General features: G+C 63.2%; 13 protein-coding genes. 9 read left to right on the plus strand and 4 right to left on the minus strand.

The genetic code is table 11. The features are described from left to right. Positions 1-93 precede the first annotated feature (93 nt). The 6 genes from AC5STB_RS14310 to AC5STB_RS14335 all read left to right on the plus strand — a co-directional run bounded on the left by AC5STB_RS14310 (position 94) and on the right by AC5STB_RS14335 (position 7,181). Entirely contained in the window at positions 94-1,302 is a 1,209-nt protein-coding gene (locus AC5STB_RS14310; RefSeq protein ID WP_495443477.1) for a BCCT family transporter, read from the plus strand. A gap of 124 nt (positions 1,303-1,426) precedes the next feature. Continuing rightward, positions 1,427-2,935 carry a choline-sulfatase gene (gene betC, locus AC5STB_RS14315; RefSeq protein ID WP_495443478.1) on the plus strand — a complete coding sequence of 503 codons (1,509 nt, stop codon included), beginning with the start codon at positions 1,427-1,429 and terminating at the stop codon, positions 2,933-2,935. Between the two features lie 62 nt (positions 2,936-2,997). Then, positions 2,998-4,455, plus strand: coding sequence for a betaine-aldehyde dehydrogenase (gene betB, locus AC5STB_RS14320; RefSeq protein WP_495443479.1), 1,458 nt, complete (start codon positions 2,998-3,000; stop codon positions 4,453-4,455). Between the two features lie 108 nt (positions 4,456-4,563). Further along, positions 4,564-6,219: a choline dehydrogenase gene (gene betA, locus AC5STB_RS14325; protein ID WP_495443480.1), complete on the plus strand. Its 1,656-nt coding sequence runs from the start codon at positions 4,564-4,566 to the stop codon at positions 6,217-6,219. 164 nt (positions 6,220-6,383) lie between these two features. Beyond that, a complete protein-coding gene (locus AC5STB_RS14330) occupies positions 6,384-6,623 on the plus strand; it encodes an HP1242/YdcH family protein (protein WP_495443481.1) in 240 nt (79 codons plus the stop codon). Between the two features lie 297 nt (positions 6,624-6,920). Next, positions 6,921-7,181: a hypothetical protein gene (locus AC5STB_RS14335; protein WP_495443482.1), complete on the plus strand. Its 261-nt coding sequence runs from the start codon at positions 6,921-6,923 to the stop codon at positions 7,179-7,181. Positions 7,182-7,250: 69 nt separating this feature from the next. Here the strand turns inward: AC5STB_RS14335 and AC5STB_RS14340 are convergent, their stop codons facing one another. From AC5STB_RS14340 to AC5STB_RS14355, 4 genes are all read right to left on the minus strand, one after another. Continuing rightward, positions 7,251-8,081 carry a patatin-like phospholipase family protein gene (locus AC5STB_RS14340; RefSeq protein WP_495443483.1) on the minus strand — a complete coding sequence of 277 codons (831 nt, stop codon included), beginning with the start codon at positions 8,079-8,081 and terminating at the stop codon, positions 7,251-7,253. Between the two features lie 80 nt (positions 8,082-8,161). Further along, a complete protein-coding gene (locus AC5STB_RS14345; RefSeq protein ID WP_495443484.1) occupies positions 8,162-9,226 on the minus strand; it encodes a hypothetical protein in 1,065 nt (354 codons plus the stop codon). 38 nt (positions 9,227-9,264) lie between these two features. Then, positions 9,265-10,653, minus strand: coding sequence for a helix-turn-helix domain-containing protein (locus tag AC5STB_RS14350; protein WP_495443485.1), 1,389 nt, complete (start codon positions 10,651-10,653; stop codon positions 9,265-9,267). A 74-nt stretch (positions 10,654-10,727) separates the two neighbouring features. Further along, positions 10,728-11,939 carry a multidrug effflux MFS transporter gene (locus tag AC5STB_RS14355; protein WP_495443486.1) on the minus strand — a complete coding sequence of 404 codons (1,212 nt, stop codon included), beginning with the start codon at positions 11,937-11,939 and terminating at the stop codon, positions 10,728-10,730. Between the two features lie 176 nt (positions 11,940-12,115). Here AC5STB_RS14355 and AC5STB_RS14360 point away from each other — a divergent pair, with 176 nt between their 5' ends. The 3 genes from AC5STB_RS14360 to AC5STB_RS14370 are packed head-to-tail and all read left to right on the plus strand — an operon-like array spanning position 12,116 to position 16,485. Continuing rightward, positions 12,116-14,884, plus strand: coding sequence for a hypothetical protein (locus AC5STB_RS14360; RefSeq protein ID WP_495443487.1), 2,769 nt, complete (start codon positions 12,116-12,118; stop codon positions 14,882-14,884). Then, the gene (locus AC5STB_RS14365) at positions 14,881-15,261 is read left to right on the plus strand and encodes a hypothetical protein (protein WP_495443488.1); all 381 of its coding nucleotides are present in this window, start codon (positions 14,881-14,883) and stop codon (positions 15,259-15,261) included. Before AC5STB_RS14360 ends, AC5STB_RS14365 begins: the two co-directional genes overlap by 4 nt. A gap of 9 nt (positions 15,262-15,270) precedes the next feature. Continuing rightward, positions 15,271-16,485, plus strand: coding sequence for a hypothetical protein (locus tag AC5STB_RS14370; protein ID WP_495443489.1), 1,215 nt, complete (start codon positions 15,271-15,273; stop codon positions 16,483-16,485). Positions 16,486-16,506: the final 21 nt, after the last annotated feature.

Below are 16,506 nucleotides of genomic sequence, written 5' to 3' on the forward strand. Positions count from 1 at the left end.
GCCGTTCAAAAAACTGTTTGGCGGCTCAGTCCGCTGTGATATGTACTCCTTCCATGTCTTAGGGCGGAAACCGTCCGGAAATGGGAGGGACATATGACTTCAATCATCTCGTTCGGGATTCTGCTGGCCTTTGCGCTGGTGGCGTTCTGCGTGATCAAGTGGTGGAACGTCCGCAATGTCGGCGTAACCCCCGTTCATCTTTTCACCTTCATCGCAATCCTGTTCACCTCCGGTCTGGACGTGGGCCTCATCATGTTCCCGCTGGCCTGGGACTTCCCGCTTTATGCGGACACCGCAGCGGAACCGGCCTATGGCTTCACCAACCCGCTGGCGCTGGAGTTCGGTTTCTGGGGCTTCCTGATCTGGGGCTTCTACTTCCTGACGACCTTCTATTTCTGCGTGGTCGAGCCGCGGGTGAAGTTCTTTGAGATCCCGCTGGTGAAATGGATCAACAACATCGTGATCATCGGCACCTGCGCCTTCACCGGTGCGCTGTTCCTGAACTACCTGCCGTATTACGCCACCTTCATGGGTGACGGCGAAACCGTGATCCCGGAATTCTTTGTCATCGTCTTCCTGGTGATCTTGTTTGCCGCCTTCTCCTCCACCGACATCAAATATGTGCGTATCCTGTCGGTCGGCTCCACCGCGCTGTTCCTGGCGCTGATCCTGGGTATGTGGGCCTATGCGGGCATCGGCCTGGGCGAGTTTGCGGCCACGGCGTCGAACATCGGCGGCTACTTCGCGAACATCCACAAATTCATCCTGCCGCTCACCGACTACCACGAGTTCTATCTGTTCTGGTGGTTCGCATGGTCGATCATGATCGGTCAGTTCACCTCGCGTTTTGTCGGCGGCCTCAAGACCTGGCAGGTTCTGGCGGCGCTGCTGATCTTCCCGTCGATCCCGCTGGGCCTGTGGTTCTCGGTTCTCTACTACTACCACCTGAACAGCATCGAGCTGACCTTGCTGATCAATGTTTCCATGCTGGTTGTGGGCATCATCTTCGTGGTCAACTCCTTTGACTCGCTGATCCGCCTTTACACTGACAACCTGAACCTGACGGCCAAACGTTTCGGCACCATCCCCTACGTGCTCGGCAACGCGATTGTGCTGTTCGGCCTGACCTGGGCGTTCAAGTCCGACTGGCTGAAGATTGAGTGGATCGGCACCGCGGTGATCGGCCTCTACCTCGCTTGCCTGGCCTACATTGCTTTCGTCAAACGCAGCGAAGTGATGAGCATCGACGCCTCGCCCGAGGAAAACACGCTCGACTTCGAAAAGATCAAGGCAGCCCACTAAGGGCGGTCTCCCGGCTGGCCCCCAAGTTTCCCCGAATGACGGGACCAGCCACCAAACTGCCTGGCAGCGCCTTCGGGCCTGCCAGGCGCCTTTGTAAAGCATCGCCAATACTGGGAGGTCCGCGATGAGTGCCCCGAATATCCTGATCCTGATGGTTGACCAGTTGAATGGGACGCTTTTCCCGGACGGCCCCGCCGAATGGCTGCATGCACCGAACCTGAAAAAGCTGGCGGAACGCTCAACCCGGTTTAAAAATGCCTATACCGCGTCGCCGCTCTGTGCGCCGGGCCGCGCCTCCTTCATGTCCGGCCAGCTGCCCTCGCGCACCGGCGTCTATGACAACGCCGCCGAATTCCGCAGCGACATCCCGACCTACGCCCACCATCTGCGCCGCGCCGGGTATTACACCTGCCTTTCGGGCAAGATGCACTTTGTCGGCCCCGACCAGATGCACGGGTTCGAGGACCGGCTAACCACCGACATCTACCCGGCTGATTTCGGCTGGACCCCGGATTACCGCAAGCCGGGAGAGCGGATCGACTGGTGGTACCACAACATGGGGAGTGTCACCGGGGCAGGGGTCGCTGAGACCTCCAATCAGATGGAATACGACGACGAGGTCGCCTACAACGCCACCGCCAAGCTTTATGAACTGTCGCGCGGTCTCGATGACCGCCCCTGGGCGTTGACGGTCTCCTTCACACATCCGCATGACCCCTATGTGGCGCGCCGCAAATACTGGGATCTGTATGAGGACTGCGAGCATCTGCTGCCCGAAGTTCCGGCAATGGCATACGAGGACCACGACCCCCACGCTCAGCGGATCTTTGACGCCAACGACTGGCGCAGCTTCGATATCACCGAAGAAAACATCAAACGCTCCCGCCGCGCCTATTTCGCCAATATCTCCTATCTCGATGACAAGATCGGCGAGATCCTGAATGTGCTGGAAACCACCCGGCAGGAGGCGATCATCCTTTTCGTCTCCGACCACGGCGATATGCTGGGCGAGCGCGGACTGTGGTTCAAGATGAGCTTCTACGAGGGTTCCTCCCGCGTGCCGCTGATGATCTCCGCGCCGGACCTGCCTGCGGGTCTGATCGAAACACCGGTCTCCACGCTGGACGTGACCCCGACGCTGGGCGCGCTGGCCGGTGTCGATATGGGTGAAATCGAACCCTGGACCGACGGCCAGAACCTGGTGCCGCTGGCCACCGGTACTGAGCGTACCGCCCCGGTCGCCGTGGAATACGCGGCTGAGGCGTCCTATGCGCCGCTGGTGTCGCTCCGCTATGGCAAGTGGAAATACAACCGCTGCGCCCTTGACCCCGACCAGTTGTTCGATCTTGAGGCCGACCCGCACGAGCTCAACAACCTGGCGGACGATCCGGCCCATGCAGGCACGCTGGAATCCTTGCGCGCCAAGTCAGAGGCGCGCTGGAACCTGGACACTTTCGACGCAGAAGTGCGCGCCAGCCAGGCCCGCCGCTGGGTCGTCTACGAGGCGCTGCGCCAGGGCGGCTATTACCCCTGGGATTACCAGCCGCTGCAGAAGGCCTCGGAGCGCTACATGCGCAACCACATGAATCTCGACACCCTCGAGGAAAGCAAACGCTTTCCCCGCGGTGAATAACCCGAAACAAACATCCCGCCAGTTCATCTGGCCCCAAATATCCCCGCCGGAGGCATGAAATTATGACCCACCCCGCACAACCCAAAGCCAGCCACTTCATCAACGGCGAATACGTCGAAGACACCGCAGGCACCCCGATCCCGGTGATCTATGCCGCCACGGGTGAGCAAATCGCCACCGTCTACGCCGCCACCCCGGCGATCGTGGAACAGGCGCTCTCCACCGCCAAGGAAGCGCAAAAGGCTTGGGCCAAGATGACCGGCACCGAGCGCGGCCGCATCCTGCGCCGTGCCGCCGATATCATGCGCGAGCGCAACCATGAACTGTCTGTTCTGGAAACCTACGACACCGGCAAACCGCTGCAGGAAACTCTGGTCGCTGACGCCACCTCCGGCGCTGATGCGCTGGAATACTTCGGCGGCTTGGCCGCTAGCCTCACCGGCGAGCATATCCCGCTGGGCGAGGACTGGGTTTACACCAAACGCGAGGCGCTGGGCCTCTGCGTCGGCATCGGTGCCTGGAACTACCCGACCCAGATCGCCTGCTGGAAAGGCGCGCCCGCGCTGGCCTGCGGCAACTCGATGGTGTTCAAGCCGTCCGAGACCACCCCGCTCTGCGCGCTGAAAGTGGCTGAAATCCTGATCGAAGCCGGCGCCCCCGCGGGCGTCTTCAACGTCGTTCAGGGCATGGGCGAGGTTGGCGGCGCATTGGTCACCGACCCGCGCGTCGACAAGGTCTCGCTGACCGGCTCCGTTCCGACCGGCAAGAAGGTCTATGCAGCCGCTGCCGAAGGCATGAAGCACGTCACCATGGAACTGGGCGGCAAGTCGCCGCTGATCATCTTTGACGATGCCGACATCGACAACGCCGTCGGCGGCGCCATCAACGGCAACTTCTACTCCTCCGGCCAGGTCTGCTCAAACGGCACCCGCGTGTTCGTGCAGAAGGGCATCAAGGAGAAATTCCTCGCCCGCCTTGCAGAACGCACCGGCAACGCCATCCTGGGCGACCCGATGGATGAGGCCACCAGCTTTGGCCCGATGGTCACCGAGAACCAGATGAACATCGTGCTGGGCTACATCGAGAAGGGCAAAGAAGAAGGCGCCCGCCTGATCTGTGGCGGCAACCGCGCCGACAAGGACGGTTACTTTATCGAACCAACAGTGTTCGCAGACGTGACCGACGATATGACCATCGCGCGCGAGGAAATCTTTGGCCCGGTCATGTCCGTTCTGGACTTCGAAACCGAAGAGGAAGTCGTGGCCCGGGCCAACGACACCGAATTCGGCCTGTCCGCGGGCGTTTTCACCAAGGACTTCACCCGCGCCCATCGCGTGATCGGCAACCTTGAGGCCGGCAGCTGCTTCATCAACTCCTACAACGACGCGCCGGTCGAGGCGCCGTTCGGCGGGGTGAAGGCATCGGGCGTTGGCCGCGAAAACTCGAAAGAGGCGATCAAGCACTTCAGCCAGGTGAAGTCTGTCTACGTCCGCATGGGCGACGTCGAAGCGGCGTTCTGATTGGCGCCTGCCTGAAAACAACGGCCGGGCAGGGCGCCGCGCGCGCCCGCCCAATCTGAAGAAAGCGGCAGCAGTCCAGGTCTTCCGGCTGCCGGATGGAGAGTAGAAATGAACGCGGATTATGTGATTGTCGGCGCCGGGTCAGCCGGTTGTGCCATGGCCTACCGGCTGTCCGAAGCCGGAAAAAAGGTGCTGGTGATCGAACACGGCGGCACCGATGCGGGGCCGTTTATCCAGATGCCGGGCGCGCTCAGCTACCCGATGAACATGCCGCTTTACGACTGGGGATACAAATCCCAGCCAGAGCCGCATCTGGGCGGCCGCGAACTTGTCTGCCCGCGCGGCAAGGTGGTCGGCGGCTCCTCCTCGATCAACGGCATGGTCTACGTGCGCGGCCACGCGGGCGACTACAACCACTGGGCCGAAAGCGGCGCAGCGGGCTGGTCCTACGCTGACGTGCTGCCGTACTTCAAGCGCATGGAAACCTGGAACGACCGCGGCCATGGCGGCGATCCGGACTGGCGCGGCAAGGACGGTCCGCTGCATGTGACCCGCGGCCCCCGCGACAACCCGTTGCATGATGCCTTCGTCAAGGCAGGCAGCCAGGCGGGCTACCCGGTCACCTCCGACTACAACGGCGAGCAGCAGGAGGGCTTCGGCCCGATGGAGATGACGGTCTACAAGGGCCGCCGCTGGTCCGCCGCCAACGCCTATCTGAAACCTGCGCTCAAGCGTGAAAACTGCGATATGATCCGCGCCTTCGCCCGCAAGGTGGTGATTGAGGACGGCCGCGCCGTCGGCGTCGAGATCGAACGCGGCGGCAAGGTGGAGGTGATCCGCGCAAATGCCGAGGTGATCCTGGCCGCCTCCTCGCTGAACTCCCCCAAGATGCTGATGCTGTCCGGCATCGGCCCGGCCAAGCACTTGGCCGAGCACGGCATCGACGTGGTCGTCGACCGCCCGGGCGTCGGCCAGAACCTGCAGGACCACTTGGAATTCTACTTCCAGTTTGCCTGCAAGCAGCCGATCACCCTGTTCAAATACTGGAACCTCTTCGGCAAGGGCCTTGTCGGTGCCCAGTGGATGTTCACCAAGACCGGCCTGGGTGCCTCGAACCAGTTCGAAAGCGCGGCTTTCATCCGCTCCGACAAGGGCGTGGATTACCCGGACATCCAGTACCACTTCCTGCCGATTGCGGTCCGCTACGACGGCCAGGCGGCGGCAGAGGGCCATGGCTTCCAGGCCCACGTCGGGCCGATGCGCTCCCCCTCGCGGGGGGAGGTCACGCTGGCCTCCGGCGACCCGAAGGACGCGCCGAACATCCTATTCAACTACATGTCGACAGAACAGGACTGGATTGATTTCCGCAAATGCGTGCGCCTCACGCGTGAGATCTTTGCCCAGGACGCCATGAAACCGTTCCTCAAGCACGAGATCCAGCCGGGCGCCGACCTGCAGACCGATGACGAGATCGACGGCTTCCTGCGCGAGCACGTGGAAAGCGCCTATCACCCCTGCGGCACCTGCAAGATGGGCGCGGCAGAGGATCCGATGTCGGTGGTTGATCCGGAATGCCGGGTGATCGGCGTCGACGGCCTGCGCGTCGCCGACAGTTCGATCTTCCCGCGCATCACCAACGGCAACCTCAACGGACCCTCGATCATGACCGGCGAGAAGGCCTCTGACCACATCCTGGGCCGCCGCCTGCCGTCGTCCAACGCAGAGCCGTGGTTCAACCCGAACTGGCAAGAAGCGCAGCGCTGATCCTGCTGCCAAGCCAGCAAGCCGCCCGCCACCTCCCCTTTGTGCGGGCGGCTTACTTTTTGCCTGAAAATCAGCGCCTTTCCCGCACCTTTTGATCCGCGTCAAAGCGGCCGGGCAGGGCAGGCAATACCCTGCAACCGACCCTAGGAAAAAGGAGCGAGCAGGTGTCCAATACCCCCCATGAACTGGCTGAGGAATTCCCGGACAAAGCGGCGCTGATGAGCCAGCTGAAGCAGGCAGATGCGCATTTTGCCAAGCTGTCTGATGAATACCACGCGGTGAACCGCGCCGTGCACCGGGCCGAAACCAACGTGGAGCCGGTGAGCGCACAGGCCGAGACCGAAATGCGCAAACAGCGTGCCGCGCTGAAAGACGAAATCTGGGGGATCCTGTCCCAGGCATAAGGCTGTGCGGAAACTTCTGGGAAAGGGGCGCCTGCGGCGCCCTTTTTCGCGTTCTGGCAAGCGGGTCCATCTGCATCCTCGCCGTTTCGCGATTCGAGGGGGGGCGGATTGGCCGTAAATTGGAAACAGTTCCGGTATTTTTAGGGACTGTTGAGTTAGCGGCCCGGAAAATAAGAAAATTTTGGTGAATTTGAGGCAAATTGGTCAAAATTGCGGCCTGATGCGCTACATGCAGATTGCAGCCTGGGTTCGGCCTCAGACCGGCCGTGGCGCTGTTGTGTGCGAAGGAGTAGCCCAATGGGACAGATCTATCAGCCGGGGCGCTGGCAGGAGATCGAAGGGGTGCCAGACGAAACCTCTGATGCGGAAATGCTTGTGTTGATCCGGAACGTGGTCAGGGCCGACGCAGAGGTCCCGGCACAGGGGCGGGAGCCGGAACCAGGCCGCGTGCCCCACTGGCACCCGGCTCCGTCAGACCAGTCCAAACAGCCGCCGGAAGCGGCTGCCAAAGCAGACCGCGCCCTTATGACCCGCCTGCTGGACCGCCTGCGCGGGTGATTTGCCAGCCCGTTCATCGCAGATTCTCGACAGCTCGTCTCGCAGCACTGCGCTTTGCGCCGGCTGGGATCATGGTTCGTTGCGGCTCTCTCGCAGGAATGCTTCTCCAGCTGCCAGCCCGGCGTCCCAGGTCGCCTGGATCTTGTCCGGATCGGTGAAGTCTATCTTGTCCGCTGGCACCTCTTCTGCGGGCCACACATACAGGCGCCCGTCCACGTCCGGCAGGCGTTTGTAAGGTCTGGTCAGCAGCACCAGCGTGCGCCCCTTGTCCGGCTCCGGCATCGGCGCCTGGTCAGCCATGCCGCCGTCGATCACCGCACGGCCGTCCCAGCAGGGCGGGTCGAACACCGGCGGGATGGTGGCGGCAAAGCGTACCAGATCGGCCAGCTTGCCCTCCTGCGCTGCTGCGCGGGCGTCCACCAGGCTGGAGGAAACGCCGAATCGTTCCGCCCAGTTGAAATGCGGCGAGCCGATCAGATGCAGTTCGGCCTCATAGGCCAGTGTGGCCAGGCTGCCTGACAGCCGCACCCAGCGGGACGACGGCGGATGTCCCAAGAGGATCTGCGCCTGCGGTCCGGCAGCAACCCTGGCCGCCGCCTCACCGTCCAGCGCCCGGGTGACCACTTCTGCATAGATCCGCTGATGCGGCGTCAGCTTGTCGGCGCCGGGCTTGTGCCAGTTGAGGTTGTGATCGGTGCTGCGGAACGCGTCTTTCATTTCCGCCAGCACCCGTTCGCCGCGGCCCGCCAGGAACCCGGCCAGCGTCAGCGCGCCGCCGGACACCCCGGTCACCCGGGCGGGGCGCAGCCGCAGCTCATCTTTCACCACGTGCAGAAAGCCGCCCTGCCAGAAACACCGGCAGCCGCCGCCGGACAGGACCAGTTGTTCAAATGCTGTCATGCCGCCTAACCTAGGGCACGCGGTTCGCACCGGCCAGCCGCCGTGTCAGCTAATCTCACGGGGCAAGACCCAGCGCCGGCCTAGCCGCCTTCGGGTTCAGGAAGCTTTGCAATGAATTCCGAAAGCAACTTCCAAGCCGCAATGTCCGCTTGCTCGGGGTCATCCGTCCAGGGCTCCGGCGCTGCGCCCGACAGCACGGGGGCAAAGGCCGCAGCGGCCAGTTTCAGATCCGCATCGCTGCCGATCCGGCAGGTGCCGCTTGCAGGCTGCGGCGGCGCATAGTCCAGCGTCTGGCCAATCCGCGCTTCCATCCATGCAAGATCTTCCGCGTTTGCTGAAATGGCGCTGGCAGCCAGATCCGGACACAACTCAAACCGCGGGCCGGGCAGTTCCATAAGCGCATTGACGATCAAGCGGTCCCTGCGTGCCAGGGCGGGTGTGCCAAACCGGACGTTGCCGTTCCGGCGGTAGCAGGAGATGAGAGCCAAGGCGGTGGCCGTCATGCGGGTATTGCGGTTTTCACGGGCGCCCGCTACCGGCGCGATGCCGGCCCAGCCCGTGAAATCCTGAACGACGTCTCCGCCGGTGAAACTGCCGGGCGCATAGACTCGCAGCCGGACAGTTTCCGCTCCGAAGACGCGATCGAGGGCTTCAAAGCGCCTCCGGTAGTCGGGCCAGCGGGGGGCAAAGACCGCAGCGCCGGTCTTGATGTCCTGCTGCAGCGAGCTTCCGAGATAGTCGGCTGGAGGCCGCACATAGGCGTAGACTGAGATCTCCTGGAAATGCGGGCTGAACCGGTTGCGCACTCGCGTCAATGCCGCTTCACCTGCAGTGGAAAACCACTCCGCAGACAAGATAAAGGTATTCTCCGGCCGATTGCGCAGCTGGCGTCTGACACGCTTTTCCAGTTTGCCGCGCTGTTCCTTCAGGTCCGCTGCGCTCAGCCCTTTATTCTTGAAGGCAAAGTGCTGCTCCGGATGATCTTGGAACAGGATTATGCACGGTGCCGAGTGGTTCGGGCGGCCAAGCCGCATGGCGTGGGCGCCTTCGGAGCGACCAGAGGCGAGCGCAGCCTGAATGGAGGTGCTGCCGGTCTTGTGCATTCCGGCGTGGAGGATCAGGCGCTTCCTGCGGCGCGGTGGCATTACTCGGACCTCATTCTTGCGATTGTCATTTCAGTGCGTCAGCTCACCTCATAGGGCAAGACCCCGCGTTGATCTGTGTTGATGGTCAGCCGCCGCTCCAGCGGCGGGACAGAGCGCTGGTGGCAGTCTTTCCGCTCGCAGATCCGGCAGGAGATGCCAATCGGCTCATAGGCGCTGTCCTGGCTTACATCCATGCCGTCGGCATAGACCAGCGCATCCGCGTGGCGCACCTCGCACCCTAGCGCAATCGCATACCGCCGCACCGGCGCGCCGAAGGAGCCGCCCGGTTTCGACACATCCCGCGCCAGCGAGATATAGCGCACCCCGTCCGGCGTCTCCGCCAACTGGCGCAGGAACCGGCCCGGGGTCTCGAACGCCCGGTGCACGTTCCACAATGGGCAGGCGCCGCCGAAACGGGCAAACTGCAGCCGCGTGGCCGAGTGCCGCTTGGTGATGGTGCCCGCCTGATCCACGCGCACAAAGAAGAACGGCACCCCCTTGGCGCCCGGCCGCTGCAGGGTGGAAAGCCGGTGCGCGATCTGCTCGATCGAGGCGCCAAAGCGGATCGCCAGCAGCTCCAGATCATGGCGGCAGGCCTGCGCCGCCTCCAGAAACCGCCGGTAGGGCATCAGCGCCGCGCCGGCGAAATAGTTGGCAAGTCCGATCTTGGCGATGGCGCGGGCCTCTTCGCTCTGGAATTTTGCAAAATCCAGCGTCGCCTCCAGCAATGTATTCTGCCTGAGCAGCGCCACCTGCAGCAGCATCTGGAACAGCTGCGTCTGCGGCGCAGAGCGGTTCGACAGATGCAGCACCTGCGTCTCGGCGTCGAAATGGCGCAGCCCCTCCATCTCGGTCTGGCGCACCTTGATGCCGCCGCGCTCCAGCTCGGCAATGGCGGCGGCACGGATGTCGCTGGTGGCGGCAAAGCGTTCTGCCGCGTGGTCCACTGCGTCGATGTAATTGTCGCAGTAATGAAAGAAATCGCGCACCTCTTCCCAAGGCGATGCCTGAATGCGCGCATCCTCCCGCCCCAGCGCCTCATCCAATGAGGCAAGGCGTTCGTGCGTCTGCCGGTAGGCCCGGTGCAAGGACAAAAAGGCCCGCGCGAGCGCCGGGGCGTTGGATGCGGTCAGCCGCAAATCGGCCAAGGGCGGCGCATCATCGGCAAACACCGGATCTGCCATGGCCTCGCGCATATCGCTGACCAGGCGTTCGCTGTCGCCCGCGCTCAGCTCGGTCACATCCATGCCGAATTCCTGCGCCAGCGCCAAAACCACCGTCGTCGACACCGGGCGGTTGTTGTTCTCCATCTGGTTCAGATAGGGCAGGGAGACGCCCAGCTTGGCGGCGAAATCCTTCTGCGTCAGCTCCAGCCGCTGCCGCATCTCGCGCAGCTTGGCGCCGGCGTATAGTTTCTGGGTGGCCATGCGGCGCGCCTTTGCAAATCCAATTCTTGCGAATGGTATAATTGCAAATCAGCGCCTGCAAGCCCGCGGCGGCGCTATGTGCCGATCTGCCGCTCCCGCCAGACCACCAGCAGGATTGCAATCAGCCCGCACAGGGCGGTGGCGAACATGATTGCCAGCAGCGGCACCGCAGTTGATCCCGGCACCAGCAGCATCCCCGCAAAGGCGCTGAGCGCGGCGCCCGCGCCGATCATGATCGCGCCGCTGAGGCCGGACGCCGTGCCCGCCAGATGCGGCCGGACAGAAATCGCGCCGGCGGTGGCATTGGGGATCGCCATGCCGTTGCCAAGGCCGACAAAGCACATCAGGCCGAAAAAGGTCCACACCGTGTCTGCGCCCGCCATTGCAATCAGCAGCGACAGCAGCACTCCGCCGCCATTGATCACACAGCCCCACAGCACCATCCGGTTGACCCCCAGACGGGTGGAATACCGCCCGGAGATGAAATTGCCGGCAAAATAGCCCAGGGCAGGGGCCGAGAAATACACCCCCAGTTCCGCTGTGCTCAGCCCGTAGACCTCAGTGCCGACAAAAGGCGCGCCGCCGAGATAGGCAAAAAAGGCACCAGACGCGAGGCCGGAAGACAGCGAGTAGCCCCAGAACCGCGGCGAGCGCAGCAGCTCGGGATATTCGCGGAACTGCGCCACCAGTGTCTTGCCGCTCTTGTGCGCAGTCTCGCCGAAGTCGGTGAAGGTGATCAGCAGCGTCACCGCGCCGACCAGGAACAGCAGCCAGAAGTTGGCGGTCCAGCCCATCCACTGGTCCAGAAACCCGCCGATCGCCGGGCCGATCATCGGCACCACCGCCATGCCCATGGTGACATAGCCGATCATGCTGGCGGCCTCGCTGGTGTCATACATGTCGCGCACCGCCGCACGGCTCAGCACCATGGTTGCGGCCACCACGGTCTGCGCCACCCGGAACAGCAGGAACAGCTCCGCGGTCGGCGCAAAGATGCAGCCCAGCGTGGCCAGCAGGAACAGCACGATGCTGCCCAGAATGACCGGCCGCCGCCCCATCTGATCAGAGATCGGCCCGACAAAGATCTGCACCACCGCATTGCCCGCCAGATACAGCGCCACCGACAGCTGCATCACCCGGTAGTCGACCGCATAATACTCTGCCATCCCCGCCAGCGACGGCAGATGCAGGTTCATGCCAAGCGCCGACAGGCCTGCCAGCAGGATCAGGGTGAAAATGCGCGGAGGCGTCCGCTGGCCAGGGGCCCGGGTATCATATGTGGACATACCATCCGGTTAGAACAGTCTGCGGGCGTTGTCCATCAGTCCGCTGTGCGGCGGCGCACAGCGGTGACGCCGCGTCAAATGGCGCTTGCTTAAAAATCATGGCGTCTCCTATGCTGGGGCAGGCAACAGATTTATTTGCGATTTCAAGGCCGCCCCCAGTCCTGACGAGGTGACAAATGGCCAATACCCCGGACCCGCTCGCCAACAATCCGGCCATCCGCCAATGGGCGGAACGCTTTTACGCGGTCAAGGCCTGGACCATGCCTGACCCGCCCGGCGGCGGTGATGAGGCCACGGAGCAGCGGCGCGCGGCTGCGCTGGCGGCCCTCGGCAAGATCACCATCCCTGCCGCGCTCAGCTCCGGCGCGCGGCGCAGCCTGGCAGGCGGGCGCAAGGCGTTGAAGAAGGAAATCATCAGCGCCGGCGCCGCAGAGGTGTTTGACAAGATCGACAGCGACATCAAGGAACTGGAAACCCGGATCGCCGCTCAACTGGCCGTCGCTGCCGCCCGGGCCAAGGCGCAATCCGCCCTTGCTGCGGCAGAGGACAAGTTCAAATCGGTGCGCGACAGTCTCGACCAGGGTGCTTTTACTCATGTGGAGGGGCGCATCAAAGCGGCGCATAAGGCGATGGCAGCGGCGGTCTCGGACACTGATTTCGAAACGGTGGAGGCACAGGCCAAGGATATCTCCGCCAAAGCGGACGACGCCAAGGCCTACGGCACCTTCTTCGACAATTGGACCCGCGGCACGCTGGCGCTGATTGCCGCGATGAGCGGCAGCGGCAAAGATGACGCGCAGGACGACCGCAGCGCCAGAATGAAAACCGCGGCCGGCCATTCTAAAGCTGGTGACTTCGGCACTGCCAAGTCTGCTCTGGAGGGCTGGAAGACCAACCTTGGCGACGAGGATGACCTTGCTGCGGCTGTCAGCTTTGCCACGCTGATGGAGCAGTACCTGGCCAGCACACATGAGCGCAGCGATTTTATCATCAACAGCGCGGTGCCGGATGCCCGCGACTTCAAGAACCACCTGAAAAACGCCAAGAAGAAGGCCTATAAGGACCAGAAATTTGCAGAGGCAGAAGCGCTGCTGCAGGAACTGATCGCCTACAGCTCCAAGGACCGCGGCAAGCTGGCCCGCTACATGCGCGGCTTTGACGGCTCCCTGCGGGCGGACGAGGGGTTCCGCAACGCTTTGGCGGCAGCAGGCACCAAGCAGAAGTTCAAAGGCGCCAACGATCCGGCGGGCGCAATGGCGGATCTGAAGGTTTGGGAAAAGGCCAACCGCGCCCTGATGCGCAAGAGCCATTCCAAGCAGATCGTCAAAGCGCTGGAAAAGAAATACGAGGCCCTGAAAAAGCTGCTCTCCGACCCGGAGCTGAGCGATCTGACCACCACATGGAACGCGCACAAGGCACTGGCCGACAATGATGATTTCGACAAAAAGACCGGCGCGCCGCAATACCACGCCAAGCTGAACCAGCTGTTCAACCTGGAAAAGGTGGTGGACGAGCGCCGCGAGATGGCGCTGATCCTCCAGCGTTATCCGGCTGCCGCGGCTTATGATTTCCAGAAACCGGTCGCGGATGCCCTGGCGGCCGGAAAGTATGCTGATGCAATAGCCGCGGTGCCGGCTGCCCTGGCGCTCTTGCGCGCAATGCCTGCCTATCTGGATGCCAAACAGGCGGCAGGGGACTTGCTGGCGGTGCTGCCCGGTGATGCGGATGAATTGCGCGACCCGCTGGATGCCGCAATCAAGGCAGCGGAAGTGACCGCACGCGGCGGCGATCCGGCCAAGGCAGCGGTGGACCTGCAGGCGGTGCTGGACGGCACGGACTATATGGATCTGGTGCTGGCAATGGCCGACTACCGCGCCAAGCTCGCCAAGGTTGAAAAGGTACACGCCCGCACCAAAAAATACCTCAAACTGCCGGAGGCCGAGGCCGCACTGGATACCGCGCTGAAGACCGCCACGGACCGTGCGGACACTGACAGGGAATACGGCGACGCCTTCCTGATGCTCGATACCCACCAGAAGCTGCTGGCCGAGGTGAAGCCGATGGCCACCGCCCGCTATCAGGTGCAGGGCATTATCAAAGCGCTGAAACGGGCCAGCGCCCCCCAGGATGAGCTGGACGCCTTCGAGGTCAAGATTACAGCGGCTGAGGCCGAGGCGAAGAAACCGGATTTTTCCAAGGCCAAAACCGCCTTCGATCAGATCCGCAAAGATCTGGAAAAGCTCAGCGCTGAGGCGGCGGAAGCCTATGAAATGATGGACGGTGTCGGCAGCAATGCAGGCCATTCGCTGGACCGCCACGGCCCCGGTGTCAGCGACGAGGATCTGATAACCCGTCTGAAGACCGGCAAGCCGCCGAACGCGCACTCCGATGATGAGCGCTCCTACACTGGCGCCTCGTCCAGGTTCGACAGCCCGCAGGACTGGCTCGCGGGCCGCGAGCTGGCAGCGCAGGCGGCGCTGGCAGATGGCATCGACATCACTGAGACGGAAATGACATACACCGGCGATCCGCTCACGGACCCTGATGAAACCGCCGATTTCACCGTCGAGCACGGACGCCCGATCGACAAGGCCTACATCGGCCACAAGAAACACGTCCGCATGGATGACGAACCGGTCCCCGACAAGACTTATGAAACCTTCGAGGAGGTAGAGGGGCTGACCCGCGCCTATGTGAACTTTATCTGGGAGCCGGAGGAACTGCCGGATGAAACCACCAGTCATCCTGACCCTGGCACGCACTACCCGGCGGAAAAGCCCCAGGATAACGCCGACTATGTCGAGAGATACAAAACCCGGCACGGTGCCGCCCCGGCCAAGATTCCGGGCCGTTGGGTGATGATGCAGCAATACCCGGTCGCCGACGGCTGGGATAACGAGACCAAGACCTACACCAATGGCAATCCGGACAACATGATCCCATGAAGATACGCAAGGAACTGATCGAAGGCTACACGCGGCTCTTGACCATGGGCCGGGCCGTCAACGCGCCTGACCCGATGGCAGACCTGGCGCAATTCGACGCCGACATCCGCGCCATGCACAAACGCGCCCACAAGGACGGCAACCTGGATTGGCTGCGCCTCGCATTGGACTCGCTGATCGCCAGCCCGGGCGGCCGCATCAGCCAGTTTGCAGGCCAGCAGTACCCGTTCGACGATGCGGAGCTGGTGGCGCTGTTCCGCCGCGCCTACGGGATGATCTGGCCGGACCAGCCGCTCTCCGAACCCGGTGACGAGGCTGATCTGGAGTTTGCCGAAATGAGCGCAGAGGAATGGGCCGCCGCCACCGGCGCCAGCTAGGAGAATGCCATGCCTGACCAGGCTTTTGACGCCGACGCCGTCCTGAAACTGATCAAGAAATCCAAGGCGTCCGGCAAAGAGCTGCCCTTTGCCTTCGGGCTTGCGGCCAAGCCGGAAAATTGCGGTTTGATGATCGACCTGCGCAAGCCCGGCAAGGTGCTGCGCGGCGACCTGAAGAAGATGCCGGGCATCAAGAAAACCTGTTTCGGCACCCTGCGGGTGGAGGAGAACGAGGTTTTCCTGCAGCCGGAAAAGCCGCTGAAGGGCATCGTCAAACAGCTGAAAAAGCGGTTCAAGGGCGAAGGCATGGTCAAGTTCAAGCCGGTGCTGGTCGGCCCTGACGGCAGCGTCATCGATGAGGACAGCCTGCCGGATGACGACGCGGAGGAGCTTGAAACCGCTGCCCCGGCGCAATCCGGTGACGCCGCCGCCACCGGGCTGAAACAGCGCATCGCCGCCGCGGCAGAGGCGGTGAAGGCGCTGGGCAATCCTGATCTTGCGGGCAAGCTGGCGCCGGAACTGAAGGCCAGCGCCAAACTCTTGGGGCAGGGCGACCACGATGGCTGCGCTGCCCGCCTCGACCGGCTGGACGCGGCACTGGCCAAGCTGCAAGCCCAGCCCAAATCTGCACCGGCGGATGCCGCCCAGGCCGCCAAGCTCAGTAAGCTGCTGGCGGCACAGGCGGCCAGGATCAAGACGTTGCCGCCGGAACAGGCCGCGCCGCTGGCGGAACAGGCCCGCGCCATTGCGGCCAGCCTCAAGTCCGGCGCGCTGCCGCAGGCCGCAGAGGGCCTCAAGGCGCTGATCAAGGCGCTGGATACCCCGGCAGAAGCGGAGACAGAGACGCCGCAACCGGATGTCATGGAAATCTGGCAGGCCGCCAAGGAGCAGGTGGACAGCGGCATCTCTGAATTGCAGACGGCGCTGCGGACCCAGAACCACCCGGTACTGGCGCAGATCGCCGATGCCGGGCTGGCCGGTGCCACTGATGGCAATCAAACCGCGCTGATGAAGGCGCTGTTCGAGATGAACTCCGCCACCGGCGAAGCCCGCAAGACGGCGGCGCAGGCGCTGCTGGCCCAGATCGCCGCCTATCTCAAGTTCCTCAAGGACGACCCGGTGATTGCCCTGGTGGAGGACAACCCCTTTGGCATCTCCGCCCCGGTGAAGGCGCCGCTGACCAGCGCCCTGCGGCAGATGGCCGGGATTGCAAAGGCCGCCTGACAGGGCGGCCCGGCCCCGCAG

The sequence above is a fragment of the Leisingera sp. CC-HEC093 genome (genome assembly GCF_059429195.1).

Excerpts from the sequence above, each read along its gene's own strand:
- AC5STB_RS14310 (WP_495443477.1), top strand. The coding sequence starts at position 94 with ATGACTTCAATCATCTCGTTCGGGATTCTGCTGGCCTTTGCGCTGGTG.
- betC (WP_495443478.1), top strand. The coding sequence starts at position 1,427 with ATGAGTGCCCCGAATATCCTGATCCTGATGGTTGACCAGTTGAATGGG.
- betB (WP_495443479.1), top strand. The coding sequence starts at position 2,998 with ATGACCCACCCCGCACAACCCAAAGCCAGCCACTTCATCAACGGCGAA.
- betA (WP_495443480.1), top strand. The coding sequence starts at position 4,564 with ATGAACGCGGATTATGTGATTGTCGGCGCCGGGTCAGCCGGTTGTGCC.
- AC5STB_RS14335 (WP_495443482.1), top strand. The coding sequence starts at position 6,921 with ATGGGACAGATCTATCAGCCGGGGCGCTGGCAGGAGATCGAAGGGGTG.
- AC5STB_RS14340 (WP_495443483.1), bottom strand. The coding sequence starts at position 8,081 with ATGACAGCATTTGAACAACTGGTCCTGTCCGGCGGCGGCTGCCGGTGT.
- AC5STB_RS14345 (WP_495443484.1), bottom strand. The coding sequence starts at position 9,226 with ATGCCACCGCGCCGCAGGAAGCGCCTGATCCTCCACGCCGGAATGCAC.
- AC5STB_RS14350 (WP_495443485.1), bottom strand. The coding sequence starts at position 10,653 with ATGGCCACCCAGAAACTATACGCCGGCGCCAAGCTGCGCGAGATGCGG.
- AC5STB_RS14355 (WP_495443486.1), bottom strand. The coding sequence starts at position 11,939 with ATGTCCACATATGATACCCGGGCCCCTGGCCAGCGGACGCCTCCGCGC.
- AC5STB_RS14360 (WP_495443487.1), top strand. The coding sequence starts at position 12,116 with ATGGCCAATACCCCGGACCCGCTCGCCAACAATCCGGCCATCCGCCAA.
- AC5STB_RS14365 (WP_495443488.1), top strand. The coding sequence starts at position 14,881 with ATGAAGATACGCAAGGAACTGATCGAAGGCTACACGCGGCTCTTGACC.
- AC5STB_RS14370 (WP_495443489.1), top strand. The coding sequence starts at position 15,271 with ATGCCTGACCAGGCTTTTGACGCCGACGCCGTCCTGAAACTGATCAAG.